20 protein-coding genes are annotated in these 18,107 nt (G+C 72.1%); 7 read left to right on the forward strand and 13 right to left on the reverse strand.

The genetic code is table 11. From position 1 onward, the window contains the following. Positions 1–81: 81 nt before the first annotated feature. Both nrdR and ACZCAH_RS11895 read right to left on the reverse strand, forming a co-directional pair. Positions 82–540 (reverse strand): transcriptional regulator NrdR, encoded by a 459-nt coding sequence (gene nrdR / locus ACZCAH_RS11890; protein WP_464341277.1) that lies wholly within the window; start codon positions 538–540, stop codon positions 82–84. Between the two features lie 28 nt (positions 541–568). Further along, positions 569–985, reverse strand: coding sequence for a peptidoglycan-binding protein LysM (locus ACZCAH_RS11895; RefSeq protein WP_464341278.1), 417 nt, complete (start codon positions 983–985; stop codon positions 569–571). A 175-nt stretch (positions 986–1,160) separates the two neighbouring features. On the opposite strand from ACZCAH_RS11895, the gene lexA reads away from it, so the two are divergent. Further along, complete coding sequence (gene lexA, locus ACZCAH_RS11900; protein ID WP_464341279.1) at positions 1,161–1,856, forward strand: transcriptional repressor LexA; 696 nt, start codon at positions 1,161–1,163, stop codon at positions 1,854–1,856. Positions 1,857–1,932: 76 nt separating this feature from the next. Here the strand turns inward: lexA and ACZCAH_RS11905 are convergent, their stop codons facing one another. Further along, complete coding sequence (locus tag ACZCAH_RS11905; RefSeq protein WP_464341280.1) at positions 1,933–3,969, reverse strand: ATP-dependent DNA helicase; 2,037 nt, start codon at positions 3,967–3,969, stop codon at positions 1,933–1,935. Positions 3,970–4,004: 35 nt separating this feature from the next. Further along, complete coding sequence (gene hflX / locus ACZCAH_RS11910; RefSeq protein ID WP_464341281.1) at positions 4,005–5,624, reverse strand: GTPase HflX; 1,620 nt, start codon at positions 5,622–5,624, stop codon at positions 4,005–4,007. 156 nt (positions 5,625–5,780) lie between these two features. Between hflX and ACZCAH_RS11915 the strand changes: the two genes are divergently transcribed. Continuing rightward, positions 5,781–6,395, forward strand: a complete 615-nt coding sequence (locus ACZCAH_RS11915) for a class I SAM-dependent methyltransferase (RefSeq protein ID WP_329749595.1) — start codon at positions 5,781–5,783, stop codon at positions 6,393–6,395. Positions 6,396–6,424: 29 nt separating this feature from the next. Here the strand turns inward: ACZCAH_RS11915 and dapF are convergent, their stop codons facing one another. Next, positions 6,425–7,282: a diaminopimelate epimerase gene (gene dapF / locus ACZCAH_RS11920; protein WP_464341282.1), complete on the reverse strand. Its 858-nt coding sequence runs from the start codon at positions 7,280–7,282 to the stop codon at positions 6,425–6,427. A 9-nt stretch (positions 7,283–7,291) separates the two neighbouring features. Beyond that, positions 7,292–8,254 carry a tRNA (adenosine(37)-N6)-dimethylallyltransferase MiaA gene (gene miaA, locus ACZCAH_RS11925; protein ID WP_464341283.1) on the reverse strand — a complete coding sequence of 321 codons (963 nt, stop codon included), beginning with the start codon at positions 8,252–8,254 and terminating at the stop codon, positions 7,292–7,294. A 222-nt stretch (positions 8,255–8,476) separates the two neighbouring features. Between miaA and ACZCAH_RS11930 the strand changes: the two genes are divergently transcribed. Further along, on the forward strand, positions 8,477–8,962 hold the full coding sequence (locus tag ACZCAH_RS11930; RefSeq protein WP_329744778.1) for a YbjN domain-containing protein: 486 nt from the start codon (positions 8,477–8,479) through the stop codon (positions 8,960–8,962). A 109-nt stretch (positions 8,963–9,071) separates the two neighbouring features. Here the strand turns inward: ACZCAH_RS11930 and miaB are convergent, their stop codons facing one another. Next, positions 9,072–10,718, reverse strand: a complete 1,647-nt coding sequence (miaB, locus tag ACZCAH_RS11935; RefSeq protein WP_464341284.1) for a tRNA (N6-isopentenyl adenosine(37)-C2)-methylthiotransferase MiaB — start codon at positions 10,716–10,718, stop codon at positions 9,072–9,074. 159 nt (positions 10,719–10,877) lie between these two features. Between miaB and ACZCAH_RS11940 the strand changes: the two genes are divergently transcribed. The 4 genes from ACZCAH_RS11940 to ACZCAH_RS11955 all read left to right on the forward strand — a co-directional run bounded on the left by ACZCAH_RS11940 (position 10,878) and on the right by ACZCAH_RS11955 (position 14,159). After that, positions 10,878–11,660 carry an amino acid ABC transporter ATP-binding protein gene (locus tag ACZCAH_RS11940; protein WP_464341285.1) on the forward strand — a complete coding sequence of 261 codons (783 nt, stop codon included), beginning with the start codon at positions 10,878–10,880 and terminating at the stop codon, positions 11,658–11,660. 32 nt (positions 11,661–11,692) lie between these two features. Further along, complete coding sequence (locus ACZCAH_RS11945; protein WP_464341286.1) at positions 11,693–12,580, forward strand: glutamate ABC transporter substrate-binding protein; 888 nt, start codon at positions 11,693–11,695, stop codon at positions 12,578–12,580. Positions 12,581–12,648: 68 nt separating this feature from the next. Further along, the gene (locus ACZCAH_RS11950; protein WP_464341287.1) at positions 12,649–13,296 is read left to right on the forward strand and encodes an amino acid ABC transporter permease; all 648 of its coding nucleotides are present in this window, start codon (positions 12,649–12,651) and stop codon (positions 13,294–13,296) included. Then, positions 13,293–14,159 (forward strand): amino acid ABC transporter permease, encoded by an 867-nt coding sequence (locus tag ACZCAH_RS11955; protein WP_464341288.1) that lies wholly within the window; start codon positions 13,293–13,295, stop codon positions 14,157–14,159. The genes ACZCAH_RS11950 and ACZCAH_RS11955 overlap by 4 nt, the downstream gene beginning before the upstream one ends. 27 nt (positions 14,160–14,186) lie before the next feature. Here ACZCAH_RS11955 and ACZCAH_RS11960 read toward each other — a convergent pair whose 3' ends face one another. The 6 genes from ACZCAH_RS11960 to pgsA all read right to left on the reverse strand — a co-directional run bounded on the left by ACZCAH_RS11960 (position 14,187) and on the right by pgsA (position 18,064). Beyond that, on the reverse strand, positions 14,187–14,840 hold the full coding sequence (locus ACZCAH_RS11960; protein WP_464341289.1) for a regulatory protein RecX: 654 nt from the start codon (positions 14,838–14,840) through the stop codon (positions 14,187–14,189). Positions 14,841–14,842: 2 nt separating this feature from the next. Further along, positions 14,843–15,946, reverse strand: coding sequence for a recombinase RecA (recA, locus tag ACZCAH_RS11965; RefSeq protein ID WP_464341290.1), 1,104 nt, complete (start codon positions 15,944–15,946; stop codon positions 14,843–14,845). 235 nt (positions 15,947–16,181) lie between these two features. Next, positions 16,182–16,406, reverse strand: coding sequence for a DUF3046 domain-containing protein (locus tag ACZCAH_RS11970; protein WP_329749608.1), 225 nt, complete (start codon positions 16,404–16,406; stop codon positions 16,182–16,184). A 1-nt stretch (position 16,407) separates the two neighbouring features. Continuing rightward, positions 16,408–16,713, reverse strand: coding sequence for a helix-turn-helix domain-containing protein (locus ACZCAH_RS11975; RefSeq protein ID WP_329745082.1), 306 nt, complete (start codon positions 16,711–16,713; stop codon positions 16,408–16,410). A gap of 263 nt (positions 16,714–16,976) precedes the next feature. Beyond that, positions 16,977–17,474 carry a CinA family protein gene (locus ACZCAH_RS11980; RefSeq protein ID WP_464341291.1) on the reverse strand — a complete coding sequence of 166 codons (498 nt, stop codon included), beginning with the start codon at positions 17,472–17,474 and terminating at the stop codon, positions 16,977–16,979. Further along, positions 17,471–18,064 carry a CDP-diacylglycerol--glycerol-3-phosphate 3-phosphatidyltransferase gene (pgsA, locus tag ACZCAH_RS11985; RefSeq protein WP_464341292.1) on the reverse strand — a complete coding sequence of 198 codons (594 nt, stop codon included), beginning with the start codon at positions 18,062–18,064 and terminating at the stop codon, positions 17,471–17,473. Before pgsA ends, ACZCAH_RS11980 begins: the two co-directional genes overlap by 4 nt. Positions 18,065–18,107 lie beyond the last annotated feature (43 nt).

Below are 18,107 nucleotides of genomic sequence, written 5' to 3' on the forward strand. Positions count from 1 at the left end.
CCCAGGCACCACCCAGGTGTCCAGCTCGCGTGGAGCAGGTGCCGAGCCCGTCGGAGCCCCGCGCAGACCCCCGAAGGAGAGTCAGCCGACGGCGCCGGCCTCGGTGCGCAGTCGCTCGATCGCGGCCTCGAAGTCCTCAAGGGACTCGAAGTCCTGGTACACGCTCGCGAAGCGCAGATAGGCGACGACGTCGAGCTCCTGCAGGGGCTGCAGGATCGCGAGCCCGACCTGGTGGGCGTCGATCTCGGCGACGCCGCTCGAGCGGATGTCCTCCTCGACGCGCTGGGCGAGCATGGCCAGCTGATCGTCGGTGACGGGACGGCCCTGGCAGGCCTTCCGCACCCCGGAGATCACCTTCCCGCGGCTGAACGGCTCGCTCACCCCGGAGCGTTTCTGCACCGAGAGCGAGGCGGTCTCGGAGGTGGAGAAGCGCCGCGAGCAGTGGGGGCACTGGCGTCGACGCCGGATGGTCGAGCCGTCGTCGGAGGTGCGCGAGTCCACGACACGCGAGTCGGGATGTCGGCAGAACGGGCAGTGCATCCGCCCAGGATACCGATCCCGCCGGAGGTCAGCGATCGAGCGGTGCTTCCGCCGAGCCCGCGACGGGCAGCACGATCTCCTGGCCCGCGGTGAGGCGGCCGGTGGGCAGCGAGTTCAGCGTGCGCACCTCCGCGATGTACGCCTCTGGCGAGGCGCCCTCGGGGGCATACTCCTCGGCGTACTCCCAGAGGGTGTCCCCCGCCTCGACGGTGACCGTGACCCGATCCTGCGGATCGGCGCCCGCGAGCGCCGCCGGCACATCGAGGACGAGGAGGGCGATGCCGGCCACGAGCAGGCCGAGGAGGAAGGCGAGGGCGACGGCGAGGCGGCGGCCGCGCCGGGTCGCCTCGAGTCGAACGCCCGCTCGAGCAGGGGCCGTGCGCGTGGTGCGCTCGGCCTGCGTGGTCGGGCGGAGGGGAAGGATCGTGGCCGACTGGGTGCTCATATCCGAACTCCTGTTCGATCGAATGTCTGTGCGACTGTAGCCCGATCCGGCCGCGACACGCAAGAGGAATCTCGAACACCTGTTTGGAATCCGCTGCGTGCCCGCCTACTGTGGGCTGCGAGGACTACGGAACCGCGAGGGTCCGACAGACGACGCGAGCCAGGAGGCCCGAGAGATGATCCCGACCGCCGATCAGCCCATCCCCTCGCGCGGCGACGCCGCGGGCGACGAGGCCACGGCGGGCCTGACCCGTCGCCAGCGGCTCGTGCTCGAGACGATCCAGTCCGCGATCGCCGCGCACGGATACCCGCCCACCATGCGCGAGATCGGCGACGCCGTCGGGCTGACCTCCTCGTCCTCGGTCTCGCATCAGCTGCAGGCTCTCGAGCGCAAGGGCTTCCTGCGCCGGGACCCGAAGCGCCCCCGCGCGATGGAGGTGGTGATGCCGCAGGAGGACGACTCCCCCGCGCCCGCCTCTGCCCCGGAGATCGGCTCCGCCTCGGTCTCGGTCCCGCTCGTGGGGCGTATCGCCGCGGGCATCCCCATCACCGCGGAGGAGCAGGTCGAGGACGTCTTCACGCTGCCGGAGCGGCTCGTGGGCGGCGGTGAGCTGTTCCTGCTGCAGGTGGTCGGCGACTCGATGGTGGACGCCGCGATCTGCGATGGCGACTGGGTGGTCGTGCGCAGTCAGCAGTCCGCCGAGAAGGGCGAGATCGTCGCCGCCATGATCGACGGCGAGGCGACGGTCAAGACCCTCGTCATGCGGGACGACCACGTCTGGCTCATGCCGCACAACCCGGCCTTCGCCCCGATCCTCGGCGACCATGCCGAGATCCTCGGCAAGGTCGTCGCGGTGCTCCGCGCGGTCTGAGCCTCCCCCGCTCTCCGCGTCGGCACGCCCGGGCGAGGGGACATCGGGGCGCCAGAGCCCTCGGAGGGGTGAGCCCTCATCGCGCCTCGGCGAGCCGCCGCAGTGCCCCGAGGGCCACCTGGGGATCGGTCGTCGGCCAGAGCGGGGGCATCGCCTCCCGCAGGAACCCGCCGTAGCGCGCCGTGGACAGGCGGGGATCGAGCACCGCGACCATTCCCCGGTCCTCCACCGTGCGGATCAGTCGGCCGGCACCCTGAGCCAGCAGCAGTGCCGCGTGCTGGGCGGAGACCGCCATGAAGCCGTTCCCGCCGCGCTGGGCGATGCGCTCCTGCCGGGCCGAGGCGAGCGGATCGTCGGGCCGCGGGAAGGGGATGCGGTCGATGGTGACCAGTCGCAGCGAGCGCCCCGTCACGTCGACGCCCTGCCAGAGCGTGAGGGTCCCGAAGAGCGAGGAGTCCTCGTCCTCGCGGAAGTGGCGCACGAGGTTCGCCATCGAGTCCTCCCCCTGCACCTCGATCCGCAGGTCCAGACGGGCGCGGACGTGCTCGGCAGCGAGCTCCGCGCCCCGTCGCGAGGAGAACAGGCACAGTGCCCCGCCGCGGGAGGCCTCCACCAGCTCGGTGAGGTGGTCGAGCATCGCGGCCTGGGGCCCCTCCCGCCCGGGGGGCGGAAGATGGCGGGCGGTGTACAGGATCCCCTGGCGCGGGTAGTCGAAGGGGCTGCCGACATCGAGCGCCGCCCACGCCCCGGCGTCGCGCGCCGGGGGGATCGCGGCGGGGTCCAGACGGGCCGCGCGCGCGAGGCCCACCTCTCCGGCGGGTGGCTCGAAGCGGCCGCCGAGGGCGAGGGTCGCCGAGGCCAGGATCGCGGTGCGATCCTCGAGGATCGCCGAGCGCATCGCGAGCGCAACGCTGAGCGGGGCGACCTGGAGGCTGGATCGCCCCGTCACCGGGGAGTGCGAGACGGAGACGACATCGTCCTCGCCGGGCGAGCCGAGCCGCTCGCACACGTCGATGATCTCCTGCAGGGTCGCCCGCACCGTCTTGCGCGTGCCCGCTGTGCTGGCCCCGGCCTCCTCTCCCGCATCCTTCGCGTCGGAGTGCGCGGTGCGCGCTTCGATGCGCACCTGGGTCACGGCGTCGCCGAGCCGCTCGGGCAGGTCGCCGATCACCCTCCCGTCGGACACGAGGGCGAGCGCCTCGCGGAGCTCCTCTCCCGCATCGTCGAGGGCGGTCGCCGCGACGCCGAGCGAGCGCAGATCGCGCACGGTGCCGCGCACCATGCCCGGAGTGAGCACCTCGGTGACCGCCCCGGTGACGCGGCTGGTCAGCTCATGGGCCTCGTCGAACACGACCACGTCGTGCTCGGGGATGATCCCGTGACGGTCGAAGGCGTCGATCGCGAGCAGCGCGTGGTTGGTGACGACCACGTCGACCTCGCGGGCGATCTCGCGGCTGCGCTCGGCGAAGCAGGAGGTGACCACCGGGCAGGTCTGCCCCAGGCACTGGTTGCCGAGCACCGAGACCTGTCGCCAGGCCCGGTCGGAGACCGCGGAGTCGAGGCTGTCGCGATCCCCGGTCTCCGTCTCCTCCGCCCAGGCGCGCAGTCGGCGCACCTGGTCGCCGAGACGCTCCGAGCCACCGGTGGCGGAGTCCCCGCCCGCCGCGGCCCCGGAGAAGAGGGCCCCCGGATCCTCGACCGGATAACCGCCGTCGATCTTGTGTCGGCACAGGTAGTTCCCGCGCCCCTTGAGGAGCGCGAAGGTCGGGGTGCGCGGGAGATGCGGCGCGAGGGCCTCGACCAGACGGGGCAGGTCCTTGCGCACGATCTGGGTCTGCAGCGCGATGGTCGCTGTCGAGATGACCACCGGCCGACCGCTCACGAGCGCATGGCGCAGCGCCGGGACCAGGTAGGCGAGGGACTTGCCGGTGCCGGTCCCGGCCTGGACCAGGAGGTGGCGACCGCCGGACATGGCGGTGTCCACCGCCTCGGCCATCGCCTGCTGACCCGGCCTGGGGGACCCGCCGATCGCGCCGACCGCCGCGTCCAGGAGGGTGGACAGGTCGATCCCGGCGGCTCCGGGAGCGGCCTCGGGGTGGGTGGCGGTGGTCATCGGATCAGGGTATCCGCGCGGCCACCGCCGCCCCGTCAGGCCGCGCCGTGGAGCTCTGCGGCGAGCGCCTCATCGACCCGCGCGTGGAGCCGGGTGCCGTCCATCAGGTGCTCCTCGGCGAGGACCTCGCCGGTGGAGTGGACCCGCGAGACCAGGTCGCCCCGGGAATAGGGCACGACCAGGTCGACCTCGACGGCCGGGCGGGGCAGTCGCTCGGCGATCAGCTCGCGCAGCTCCTCGAGGCCCATGCCGGTGCGGGCGGACACCACTGCCGAGTCACCCACCTGGCTGCGCAGGCGGGCGATCGTCTCGGGCTCGGCGATGTCCGCCTTGTTGAGCACGATCACCTCGGGGACGTCGAAGCCGTCGATCTCCCCGAGCACGGTGCGGACCGCGCGGATCTGCCCTTCCGGGTCCGGATGGGAGGCGTCGACGACATGCAGCAGCAGGTCCGCGTCGGCGACCTCCTCGAGCGTCGAGCGGAACGCCTCGACCAGCTGCGTGGGCAGATGGCGCACGAAGCCGACGGTGTCCGCGTAGGTGAACTCGCGGCCGTCCGGGGTGGTGGCCCGGCGCACCGTCGGGTCGAGGGTCGCGAAGAGAGCGTTCTCGACCAGCACACCGGCGCTCGTGAGGCGGTTCAGGAGCGAGGACTTCCCGGCGTTGGTGTATCCGGCGATCGCGACCGACGGCACCTGATGACGCTTGCGATCCGCGCGCTGGGCGTCGCGCCCCGGCGTCATCGCCTTGATCTCGCGGCGCAGCTTGGCCATGCGGTCGCGGATCCGTCGACGGTCCAGCTCGATCTTGGTCTCACCGGGACCGCGCGAGCCCATGCCCGCACCGCCCGCGGCGACACGGCCGCCGGCCTGACGGGACATCGACTCGCCCCAGCCGCGCAGCCGCGGCAGGAGGTACTCGAGCTGCGCCAGCTCGACCTGGGCCTTGCCCTCGCGGGACTTCGCGTGCTGCGCGAAGATGTCGAGGATCAGGGCGGTGCGATCGACGACCTTGACCTTGACGATGTCCTCGAGGGCACGCCGCTGGCTGGGCCCGAGCTCGCCGTCGGCGATCACGGTGTCGGCGCCGGTCTCGGCGACGATGTCCGCGAGCTCGGCGGCCTTGCCCTTGCCGAGGAAGGTCGCCGGGTCGGGATGGGCACGGCGCTGGAGGACGCCGTCGAGCACCTCGGAGCCGGCGGTCTCGGCGAGGGCGGCGAGCTCGCGCAGGCTGACTTCGGCCTCCTCGATGTTGCCGCTCGTGTAGAGGCCGGCGAGGACCACGCGCTCGAGGCGCAGCTGGCGGTACTCGACCTCGGTGATGTCCTCGAGCTCGGTGGAGAGGCCGGCCACGCGGCGCAGGGCCTGGCGGTCGGCGAGGTCGAGCTGGTCGCCGTCGGACTCCGAGGCGTAGGTGACCGAGGAGACGGAGGCGTCGCCGCGGGCGAGGATCCGCTCGGTGAGCGGATCGCGGCGCCGAGCGGGAGCGGAGGGCTCGACGGTCTCGGGGGTCTCGGGGGTCTCTGCACCGGAATGCTGCGCCTGGTCGGGGCTCGCTCCGTGCTCGTCCCGGGCGGGTGCGGCGGTGCCGGCCTCTCCCGTGTCGGCTCCCTCGACGGCGGCGTCGGCAGGGTCGGGATGGAAGGCGATGGGCACGATCGGCGAACTCCTCGGGAGCGGGGGCTGTGGTCGCCCGGCGGCGGGAGGTCCCGGCCGCGGGATCGTCCCAGAATCCCACGCCGATGGGAGGGGGTCGAGGGATTTTGCCCTCGGCGCATCCCGGATCACGCGGAGGATCCGTATCCTGCCCGGGTGACCGAGCATTACTTCTCCGCCTCGACCGGGACCTCCGACCGCCGTTTCCCGCTGCGCGTGCGGCTCGCGGGCCAGGACCTGGACCTCGTCTCGAGCGCCTCGGTGTTCTCGGGGCACGGGCTGGACAAGGCCACGGCGGTGCTGCTGGACCGGCTGGACGAGATCGCCGAGCCGCCGGCGGGGGCGCGGATCCTCGACCTCGGCTGCGGCTGGGGTCCGATCGCCCTGACCGCCGCGCTGCGGGATCCCTCGGCCGAGGTGTGGGCGATCGACGTCAGCGAGCGCGCCCGGGAGCTGACGGCGGAGAATGCCCGCCGCAGCGGCGCCGCGAACCTCGTCGTCGCAGCGCCCGAGGACGTCCCCGAAGAGCTGCGCTTCGACGCGATCTGGTCCAACCCCCCGATCCGCATCGGCAAGGAGGCGCTGCACGCCCTGCTGCTGCAGTGGACGGCTCGGCTCTCGCCGGAGGGCACCGCGGCGCTCGTGGTCGGGAAGAACCTCGGCGCCGACCCGCTCGCCCGCTGGCTCGGCGAGCAGCTCCCCGAGCGGGAGGTCCGGAAGGTCGCGAGCGCGAAGGGTTTCCGGGTGCTCGAGGTGGGCCCCTCCGTCTGAGCTGGCTCAGGTACCTGAGCTGCGTGAGATCAGGGCCTCGGCAGCAGCGACCCGTCGGCGACGAGCTCGGCCGCCCCGGTGAGCAGCACCTCGCCGTCGACCCCCCAGCTCACTTCGAGGCGTCCCCCGGGGACGTCGACGATCCACGGTCGGGCGTCGGTGTCCCCCGCGCGCAGAGCGCTCGCGACGGCGACCGCCGCGACGCCGGTTCCGCATGAGCGGGTCTCCCCCACTCCGCGCTCGTGGACACGCATCGCCACGTGGTGATCGCCGCGCTCGGCGACCAGCTCGATGTTCGCCCCGTCAGCCGGTTCGGGATCGAGCGCCGGGCGGCGGGTGAGGTCGAGGTCCTCGAGCGCGAGACCCGCGGGGAGGAAGGCGACGGCGTGGGGGTTGCCCATGTCGACGTCGAGCACGTCGAGACGGTGCCCGGCGATCTCGACGGTGCGTCCGCTGCTCTCGCTGCGGCTGCGCCCCATGCCGACGCGGACCCTCCACACGGCGGGGTCGCCGGCCGCGGGACGGGAGAGCACCTCGATGGTGCGCACCCCGGCGCGGGTCCAGATCGGGAAGGAGTCCTCCTGCACGTGCCCGGCGCGCTGCAGGTGCGCGGCGAAGACCCGCACTCCGTTGCCGCACATCTCGGCGAGGGAGCCGTCGCCGTTGCGGTAGTCCATGAACCACTCGGGGGCGTCGGCGGGGGCGTCGATCCCCGCGTACCGGGTCCGCACCGCGCGGATCACGCCGTCCCCGCCGATGCCCGCCCGGCGATCGGCCAGCGCGGCGACCGCGGCGGCGTCGAGCGCGAGCTTCCCGTCCGGGTCGTCGAGGATCACGAAGTCGTTCTCGGTGCCGTGTCCCTTGGTGAAGCGCAGCGGTTCGGTCATGGGCGAAGCCTAAGCCGCGGGGCCCTCCGGCGCCGTGACCGGGGTCGCGAGGACCCGGAGCGCCTGCTCGAGGACGGAGCCGCTGCCGCCGGCCGGATCCGCGTCGATCCAGCGCACCCGCGTATCGCGACGGAACCAGGTGTCCTGCTTGCGGACCAGCCGTCGGGTCCCGACCACCGTCGCCTCGATCGCCTCGGCGCAGCTGAGCGTGCCGTCGAGCACGGCGAGCCCTTGCTCGTAGCCGATGGCCCGGCGCGCGGTGAGGCCGCGATCCAGTCCCTGCTCGCGCAGGGCGCGGATCTCCTCGAGCAGACCGGCCTCGACCATGCGCCCGACGCGCCGGGCGATGCGGTCGTGGAGGGTGGCGCGCTCGGTGCGCAGCCCGATCTGCACCGTCTCCGGTACGGCGTAGTCGGGTCGGGGCAGGAAGGCGCTGAACGGGCGGCCGGTGAGCCGCCCCACTTCGAGGGCGCGGACGATCCGCCGCGCATCGCCGGGTCCGATCATCGCCGCCGCCTCGGGGTCGGTGGCCAGGAGCTCCGCGTGCAGGGCGGCGGCGCCCTCGGCCGCCGCGCGCGCCTCCAGGGCGGCGCGCACCGCGGGGTCCGTCGGGGGGAACTCGATCCGGTCCAGCACCGCGCGCACGTACAGCCCCGAGCCGCCGACGAGGATCGGGACGCGGCCGCGGTCCCGGATCGCGGCGATCTCGGCGCGCGCGGCCTCCCGGTACACGGAGACGCTCGCCTCCTCGGTGACGTCGAGGACGTCGAGGAGGTGGTGGGGCACGCGGCGCCGCTCGGCGGGGGTCACCTTGGCGGTGCCGATGTCCATACCGCGGTAGAGCTGCAGCGCATCGGCGTTGACCACCTCTCCGTCGAGATGCTCCGCGAGCGCGATCGCGAGATCGGACTTCCCGGTCGCCGTCGCGCCGACCACCGCGAGCAGCGGGGCGACGGGGGCGGGTTCGGGCATGCCCGCACTGTACTCGGGGACCCCGTCCGGAGCCGGGCCGGCCGCACCGGGCCGGGCCGGGCCGGGCTGCCCGAGCCCGTGCGCCGCGGGGTCAGCGGAGGCGTCGGGGTCAGCGGGATCACCCTCGGCTCCCCTGGCATTCTCATGGCGCGGGAGTATGGTGAGGGCCGGCCCGACCGCCTGGTCGGCGCCCTCGACTCCCGCGACATCCCGAGGTTGGACGTGACCGCACCGAACGAGTCCCCCACGACGACGGACTCGGCCGACGCACTGGCCCCCCTGTCCCTGCAACGGATCGGCGAGCGCCTCTCCCTGCAGGGGTACGCCTTCGTCGAGGACGAGGAGCACCCCGACATCCTGCGGGCCCGCTTCGACGACTACCGCTTCCAGTTCATGCTCTCCGGCGAGGACCACGGCATCCTCCAGACCCGCGGCCGCTGGAGCCACTCGGTGGACATCTCCCGCAAGGTGGGGATGATCAAGCTCTGCAACGAGTGGAACATGAACCGCATCTGGCCGAAGGTGTACGTGCGCCGCGAGTCCGAGGGCCTGCTCGGCGTGTACGGCGAGCTCGCCGCGGACTTCCGCGCCGGAGCCCTCGATTCCCAGATCGACAACGCGATCCGCTGCGGCCTCTCGACCGTGATCGCCTTCTTCCACAGCCTCGAGGAGCGGCTCGGCGCCGAGCTCGAGGAGCTCGACTGCTGAGCTCCCCGCGAGCCGGTCCCGAGGGGACCACGTCCACCAGGACCATCGACGGGCCCGTCCTCCGCTGTGGAGTGCGGGCCCGTCGGCGTCCGGCGGGACGGCCGGCGGCTCAGCGCCGACGCAGGCTTGGCATCCCCAGGGTGACGGGCCCGGAGACGGCCGGGGCGCCCGTGCCGCAGGAGGAGCCGGCATCGAGACCGGTCACCCCCGCCTCCCAGGCGTCGCCGGAGCCGGTCCGGCGAATCGAGAACCGCTCGGGGGCGAGGCCGGCGAGCGGGGCCTCCCGGGCGCTGTCGGCCAGCAGGTAGTGCGGTGCCGCGTGGGTGACGGTCGCGGTGACCAGATCGCCCGGACGGGGCCTCGCGGACTCCTCGAGGTCGCCCGGCAGCGAGAAATGCACGAGACGGTGATCGCGGGAGCGGCCGGAGAGGCGGTGCGTCTCGGCGTCGCGATCGCCCTCCCCCTCGGCGACCAGGATCTCGACGGTGCGACCGGCGAGCTTCTGGTTCTCCTCGTGGGTGATGCGGTCCTGGAGGGCGACGAGACGCTCGAAGCGCTCCTGCACGACCTCCTTGGGGATCTGATCCTCCATCGTCGCGGCGGGGGTACCGGGGCGGATCGAGTACTGGAAGGTGAAGGCGCTCGCGAAGCGGGAGGCCTCGACCACCTCGAGGGTGCGCTGGAAGTCGTCCTCGGTCTCGCCCGGGAAGCCGACGATGATGTCGGTGGTGATCGCGGCCTCGGGGATGCGGTCCCGCACCCGGTCGAGGATGCCGAGGAACTTCTTCCCCCGGTAGGAGCGCTTCATGCGTCGCAGCACGTCATCGGAGCCGGACTGCAGCGGCATGTGCAGCTGCGGCATGACGTTCGCGGTCTCCGCCATCGCGTCGATGACGTCGTCGGTGAACATCGCGGGGTGCGGCGAGGTGAAACGCACCCGCTCGAGCCCGTCGATGTCGCCGCACGCGCGCAGGAGCTTGGCGAAGGCGCCGCGGTCACCGAACTCGACGCCGTAGGAGTTCACGTTCTGCCCCAGCAGGGTCACCTCGATCGCTCCCTGGTCGACCACGTCGCGGATCTCCGCGAGGATGTCGCCGGGGCGGCGGTCCTTCTCCTTGCCGCGCAGCGCCGGGACGATGCAGAAGGTGCAGGTGTTGTTGCAGCCCACCGAGATCGACACCCACGCCGCATAGGACGACTCGCGGCGGGTGGGCAGGGTCGAGGGGAAGACGTCGAGCGACTCGAGGATCTCGACCTGCGCCTCGGCGTTGTGCCGGGCGCGGTCCAGCAGCACGGGCAGCGAGCCGATGTTGTGGGTGCCGAAGACGACGTCGACCCAGGGGGCGCGCTCGACGATCGTCGAGCGGTCCTTCTGCGCGAGGCAGCCGCCGACGGCGATCTGCATGCCGGGGTTCGCGTCCTTCGCGGGACGCAGCGCCCCGAGGTTGCCGTACAGCTTGTTGTCCGCGTTCTCCCGCACGGCACAGGTGTTGAAGACGACCACGTCGACCTCGCCGTGGCGGGCATCGGCGTCGGCGGGGGCGGCGGTGAAGCCGGCCTCCTCGAGCAGGCCGGTGAGGCGCTCGGAGTCGTGGACGTTCATCTGGCAGCCGAAGGTGCGCACCTGATAGGTACCTCGGGCGCTGGGAGCGGCGGGGTCGAGGTGGTCGGCAGGGGACGCGGCGGCAGCGGGGGACGTGGTGGCGGCGGGGGACGTGGTGGCGGCGGGGGACGTGGTGGCGGCGGGGGTCGTCATGGTGCCTCCAGGGTACGGCGCGGGGTGCCGACGGGAGGGGCCGGGGCACGCCGCCGCGGACGGATCGGCGGCATCTCACGTCGCGGCGGCGAGGTCACGCTTGGGTGACGGTCCGCTGTTCAGCCCGCGGCTCCGGGCGACGTGGCCTACCTTTCCCCTATGACCCAGACCACTTCTGCTCGTCCGCCTGCCGACGGGCCGGCCTCGCAGCCCCTCGTCCAGCTCACCGGGGTGCAGAAGCACTTCGGGGACCTGCACGTGCTCGCGGACATCGAGCTCGAGGTCGCGCCGGGCGAGGTGGTGGTGGTGCTCGGTCCCTCCGGCTCGGGCAAGTCCACGCTGTGCCGCACGATCAACCGCCTCGAGACGATCGACGAGGGCGAGATCCGGATCGACGGCGAGCTGCTGCCGACCTCCGGTGCGGGCCTGGCCCGACTGCGGTCCGAGGTGGGCATGGTGTTCCAGTCCTTCAACCTCTTCGCCCACAAGACGGTGCTGCAGAACGTGACCGTCGCCCCGATCAAGGTCAAGGGCGTCCCCCGCCGGCAGGCCGAGGAGGAGGGCATGGCCCTGCTCGAGCGCGTCGGCGTGGCGAACCAGGCCGACAAGCTGCCCGCGCAGCTCTCGGGCGGGCAGCAGCAGCGCGTCGCGATCGCCCGCTCGCTGGCCATGAAGCCCAAGGTGATGCTCTTCGACGAGCCGACCTCCGCCCTCGACCCCGAGATGATCAGCGAGGTCATCGAGGTGATGACCGACCTGGCGAAGGACGGCATGACCATGATCGTGGTCACCCACGAGATGGGCTTCGCCCGCCGCACCGCGGACCGCGTGGTGTTCATGGACTCCGGCCGCATCGTCGAGGTGCGGGCCCCGGAGGACTTCTTCTCCGCCCCCGAGACCGATCGCGCCAAGGACTTCCTCGGCAAGATCCTCCACCACTGACCCCGCTCCACCCGACTCCCCAGGAGAGCATGATGACCAGCCCGCTGAACCGCCGCCTCTTCCTCACCGCCTCGCTCGGCACCGCCGCCGCAGCCACCCTCGCCGCCTGTGGCGGGGGCGGCGGCGATGAGCCCGAGGTCGCCGAGGTCGACACCGCCGACTTCCCCGAGGGCTCCACCATGGCGGCCCTCGCCGAGGCCGGAGCGATCACCATCGGCACCAAGTTCGACCAGCCCTTGTTCGGCCAGGCCGGCCCCGACGGCGACCCCGTCGGCTTCGACGTCGAGATCGGCAAGATCGTCGCCGGCGCCCTCGGCATCTCCCCCGACAACATCACCTGGACGGAGACCGTCTCCGCCAACCGCGAGCCCTTCATCGAGAACGGCCAGGTCGACATCGTCGTCGCGACCTACACCATCAACGACACCCGCAAGGAGGTCATCGACTTCGCGGGCCCGTACTACATCGCGGGACAGGCGCTGATGGTGCTGAAGGACAACGAGGACATCACCGGCGAGGACTCCCTGGCCGGCAAGAAGGTCGCCTCGGTCGAGGGCTCCACCCCTGCGCAGTACATCCTCGACAACCACCCCGATGCCGAGCTGCAGACCTTCGACACCTACTCGAACTGCGTCACGGCCCTCATCAACGGCCAGGTCGACGTGGTCACCACCGACAACGTAATCCTCGCGGGCTTCGTCGCCGCGGACGAGGAGAACCTGAAGCTCGTGGGCGACGGCGAGACCTTCACCGAGGAGCCCTACGGCATCGGCCTCGCCAAGGGCGACGACGACTTCCGCACCTTCATCAACGACACCCTCGAGGCGGCCTACGAGGACGGCGCCTGGGCGGAGGCCTGGGAGGCCACGGCCGGGACCGTGCTGCCCACCCCGGAGCCGCCGGCCGTGGACCGCTACTGATCCGCTGATCCGTCCTCCCCCGTCGGGCCGGCTCCAGGAGTCGGCCCGACGCCCTGCCTGGAGCCGCCATGGACACCTTCCTCATCGAGCGCGACATGCTGTGGAACGCCTTCAGCACCACGCTCACGCTCGCCGCGCTCTCCGGCGTGATCGCCCTCGTGCTGGGCACGCTCATCGCGGCGTTGCGGGTCTCCCCGTACCTGCCGCTGCGCTCCGTCGCCACGGCGTACACCGAGTTCCTGCGCAACACCCCGCTGACGATCGTGTTCTTCTTCTACGTGTTCGTCACGCCGTCGATCGGGTTCACGTTCAGCTACCGCGTCGCGGCGGTGATCGCGCTGAGCTGCTACACCTCCGCCTTCGTGGCGGAGGCGGTGCGCTCGGGCATCAACTCGGTCGCCGTGGGGCAGGCCGAGGCGGCGAGGTCGCTGGGAATGTCCTTCCGGCAGAACCTGTTCATCGTGGTCCTCCCCCAGGCTTTCCGCACCGCGATCCCCCCGCTGATCAGCGTGTTCATCGCTCTCGTGAAGAACACCTCGGTGGCCGGCGCCTTCAGCGTCTTCGAGCTGTTCGCCATGTCGCGGCGACTCACGAACGTCTACTCGGCGGACGTCATCGCGATCCTCATCGGGGTGGCGCTGTGCTATCTGATCATCTGCATCCCGCTCGGCCAGCTCGCCGGGCATCTCGAGCGGAAGGTGGCGTTCGCCCGATGAGCAGCGGACCTGTCCTCTACGACGTCGCCGGCCCCGAGGAGAAGCGGCGGGAACGGCTGATCTCCTTCGTGCTCGGCGGCGTGCTCCTCGCGGCAGCGGCGACGGTGGCCGTGCTGCTCGCCCGCAACGGCGCGTTCAACGACCGCTGGCTGGTGCTGGTGGACGTGCCCATGAACTTCGCGGGCTACGAGACCCGTCACGTGTGGCTCGCCGTGGCCCGCGGCCTCGGCAACACGCTCCTGGCCGCGGTGATCGCCCTGCCCCTGGCGGCGCTGCTGGCCGTGCTGCTGGTGTCCCTGCGCTCTTCACCGATCGCTCCGGTGCGCTGGCTGGTCACCGGGGTGATCGAGGTGTTCCGCGGTCTCCCGGTGGTGCTGGTGATGTTCTTCGGCATCCTCGTGCTCCCCGGGGCGACCCAGCTCTTCGCGGTCGTGTTCGGGCTGGTGCTCTACAACGCGGCGGTGTTCGCCGAAATCCTGCGCGCCGGGATCACGGCGCTCCCGAAGGGCCAGACGGAGGCGGCCGAGTCCCTGGGCATGGGCCCCTTCCTCACGTACCGCGACGTGCAGCTGCCGCAGGCGGTGCGCATGATGCTCCCCTCGCTGATCGCGCAGGGCGTCGTGCTGGTGAAGGACTCCTCGCTCGGGTACATCGTCGGCTACGCGGAATTGCTGCGCAGCGTCTCCCGCGTCGCCGATGCCCTGACCAACGCCGAGTACCTGCTGCCGCTGCTGACCGTCGGCGCCGCCGTCTACATCACGCTGAACATCTCGCTGTCCCGGCTGGCGGTGTGGGTGCAGCGTCGCAGCAGCTTCGCGCGACGGGCCCCGGCCCGGGTCGCGGGCGCCCCGCCGCTCCCCTGAGCGCGGCACCGACCGGCTCCTCGCCGCTCAGGAGCGCGCGGCCTCTCGCAGCTCGGAGGAGATGACCTGCACCGCGAGGTCGCCCGGATAGCCCTTGCGGGTAAGGAGCGCATCGAGACGGCGGGCGAGCCGTCGGCGGTGCGCGCCGTCCCGCTCCGCGCGCAGCTGCCGACGGTCGGCCTCGGCGATGCGGGAGCGCACCAAGTCGCGGCACCGCTCCTCCTCATCATCCGCACCGGCGGCGAGGGCCGCCTCGGTGTGCGCCGGGCAGACCAGCTTGCGCTCGAGCTCGCGGCGCAGTGCCTCGTCGCCGAGGGCGCGCAGCTCGCGCCGCTGCCGCACCCACTCCGCGGCGAAGGCCGCATCGTCGAGCAGCCCGGCACGGTCGATGCGCGCGATCACCTCATGGGCGAGGGCGCCAGGCACCTCCCGCTCCGCGAGCCGCTGCCGCATCTCCCCCTCGGACCGGCGGCGCGTCGAGAGCAGGCGCAGGAGATAGCGGCACTCGCGGACCACGACCTTCTCCTGTTCGGCCCGCTCCGGGTCGGGTTCCGCGCGGGGGCGCTCGAGGATGTCCCGGGTGCGGGCCTCGAGGCGAGCGCGGAGACGACTGTCCGGGTCGGATGCGGTGACGCCGACGCCCGTGCGGGCGCCGGCGTCACCGGGGACCTGCTGCACCACGATCAGATGGTCGCGGGGACGTCCTCGTCGAGGAACTCGTCCTCGCCGAGCGCCTCGGGCGCTGCCTCCGCCTCCGGGGCTGCCTGCTCCGCGGCGTACTTGCCGACGCCGAGGGTGCGCAGGATCTTCTCCTCGATCTCCGCGGCGAGGTCCACGTTGTCCTTGAGGAACTGGCGGGCGTTCTCCTTGCCCTGGCCCAGCTGATCCCCCTCGTAGGTGAACCAGGCACCGGACTTGCGCACCACGCCGTGCTCGACGCCGAGGTCGATCAGACCGCCCTCGCGCGAGATGCCCTCGCCGTAGAGGATGTCGAACTCGGCCTGCTTGAAGGGCGGGGCCATCTTGTTCTTGACGACCTTGACCCGGGTGCGGTTGCCCACCGCGTCCGTACCGGTCTTGAGCGTCTCGATGCGGCGGATGTCCATGCGCACCGAGGCGTAGAACTTCAGTGCCTTGCCGCCGGTGGTGGTCTCCGGGCTGCCGAAGAACACGCCGATCTTCTCGCGCAGCTGGTTGATGAAGATCGCGGTGGTGCCGGAGGCGGAGAGCGCACCGGTGAGCTTGCGCAGCGCCTGCGACATGAGGCGGGCCTGGAGGCCGACATGGGAGTCGCCCATCTCGCCCTCGATCTCGGCCTTGGGCACGAGCGCGGCGACGGAGTCGATGACCACGATGTCCAGGGCACCCGAGCGGATCAGCATGTCCGCGATCTCGAGGGCCTGCTCACCGGTGTCCGGCTGGGAGACGAGGAGGGCGTCGGTGTCCACGCCGAGCTTCTTGGCGTACTCCGGGTCCAGGGCGTGCTCGGCGTCGATGAAGGCGGCGATGCCGCCGTTGCGCTGGGCGCTGGCCACCGCGTGCAGGGCGACGGTGGTCTTGCCGGAGGACTCCGGGCCGTAGATCTCGACGATGCGGCCGCGGGGCAGACCGCCGATGCCGAGCGCGGCGTCCAGCGCGACGGACCCCGTCGGGATGACCTCGACCGGCGGGCGGGTGTCATCCCCGAGCCGCATGATCGATCCCTTGCCGAACTGGCGGTCGATCTGGGCGAGGGCGTTCTCGAGAGAGGAGCCGCGATCCTTCGCGGCGGACTTCGGTGCGGGCATGAGCTGCGTTCCTTCCAGGGGGCCGGGGGTGCCGACGTCTTGACCTTGCGGCCACACTAGGCGCGGCCCCCGACACGCGAGTCCCTCCCGCGACCGCTGTGGATGGCGCGGCGTTGGGGAGGAACGGCGGAATCGGTCGGTGGTGCCGGGGAGACCGTCGAGACCGAGTGTACCGAACAGACGTTCGAACGCGGAACTCCGGCACGGCGTGTCTCGACGTCTCTCAGTGCACCGCTCAGCGGCGGCGCTGCGCGTCCGGGATCTCCCAGCGACGGGACTCGGGCACGTCCATCGCATCGCACAGCGCGGTCCACACCGCACGCACGGCGACCCCGCGCTCGAGGGCCTGCTCGGCGGTCAGGCCGCCGGCCGCCTCGAGCACGAGGTCGCGGGTGTAGGTGCTCGCGAGAGCCGGTCCGAAGACATGCTCGGCGAGCTCCGTGAACTCGCTGCGGCGCACCTCAGCGCGCGCCGACCAGCGGGCCGGTGCCGTCGACGAGCCCCTCGGGCACGGTGTCGGGGATCGTCACGTGCTCCTGCACGGCGATGCGGTCGGACACCTCGCGCAGGACGAAGGACAGCGGGAGACCGAGGGCGTCGGTCACGGAGACCAGCAGCTCGCTCGACGCTTCCTTCTGGCCTCGCTCGATCTCGCTGAGGTACCCCAGGGACACACGGGCGTCGGAGGACACCTGCCGCAGCGTGCGCCCCTGAGAGCGACGGGCGTCGCGCAGGACGTCGCCGAGCTCCTGGCGGAACAGGACCATGGCCTTGCCTCCCTTCCTCTGGTTGAACGGGTGGTGCACCTCGGAGGTGCGGTGCGGAGTCATCATCACGGACAGCACAACGCACCGGGGGGCCGAAGTGTTCCCCAGAGTGTAGTGGCCGGTGCCGACACACGCCTGTGAGATGTGCATCGCGAGAAGAGACCCCCGGGAACAGCACCGGACCCGGTCCCGGAGGACGCTCAGGAGACCGACGAGAAGACGGACCGGGACCCTGCCCGTCGCCCGCCCTCGATCACCCGCCCTCAGTCTCGGGGGACGTCGAGCGCCGCGGCGAGCTCGGCGATCGCCGCGTCGACGGTCGCAGCGCGGAGGGCGACACGATCGCCCTCGAGGTGCAGGACCCGGGTGCGGGTGGGCAGGCCGCGCCGGGCGAGGCCGAGGACGACCGTGCCGGCGGGGACGCCCCGTGCATCCGGGCCCGGTCCCGCGACCCCGGTGGTGGAGACGGCGAGGTCCGCGTCATAGAGGGCCAGGGCTCCGTCGGCCATCGCCGCGGCGACCTCCTCGGTGACCGCCCCGGTCCGCTCGAGCAGGTCCCGGTCCACGCCCAGCACTCGCTGCTTCGCGGTGTACGAGTAGCAGGCGGCGCCCCCGGCAACCGCGGCGGAGGCACCCGGGACGTCCACGAGGCGGGCCACCACGGCCCCCGCGGTGAGCGACTCGGCGGTCGCGAGCATCAGCCCCGCGGCGCGCGCGGCGTCGATGACGACCCGGGGATCGATCGGCGCCGACCCGGTCACCGCGCGCCGCCGGCGAGGGCCTCGCGGCGCAGGCGCAGTCCGTCCTTGAGGTTGACGAGCCCGGACCACACGGTGAGCACCACGGCGAGCAGCACGAGCGACCAGCCGATCCAGCGGGCCGGGGACCACCACAGCTCGAAGGGCAGCAGGCAGAAGGTGATCGCGATGGTCTGCACCATCGTCTTCGCCTTGCCGGCCAGGTTCGCCGGTAGGGCCCCGTACTTGAGGATCGTGAAGCGCATGATCGTGATGCCGAACTCACGCACCAGGATCAGGATCGTCATCCACCACGGGATGTACTCCCACACCGAGAGCATCACGAAGGCCGCGCCGGTCATCGCCTTGTCGGCGATCGGGTCCACGATCTTGCCGAAGTCGGTGATCAGGTTCCGGCTGCGGGCGAGGTACCCGTCGAGAAAGTCGGTGATCATCGCGAGGACGAACACCGCAGTGATCACCAGGCGCCCGCCGACGGACTCCGCGTAGAGCACCGCGAGCACGACGAACAGGGGCACCATCGCGCAACGCACCATGGTGAGGATGTTCGCGATGTTCCACAGCGGGACGGGGTCCGTGCGGTCGGTGGTCATGGCTGCTCCGGGATCTGCGAGTCGGGCGGTGGGGTGGAGCCGG

The sequence above is a fragment of the Brachybacterium sp. B718/18 genome, from assembly GCF_055454375.1.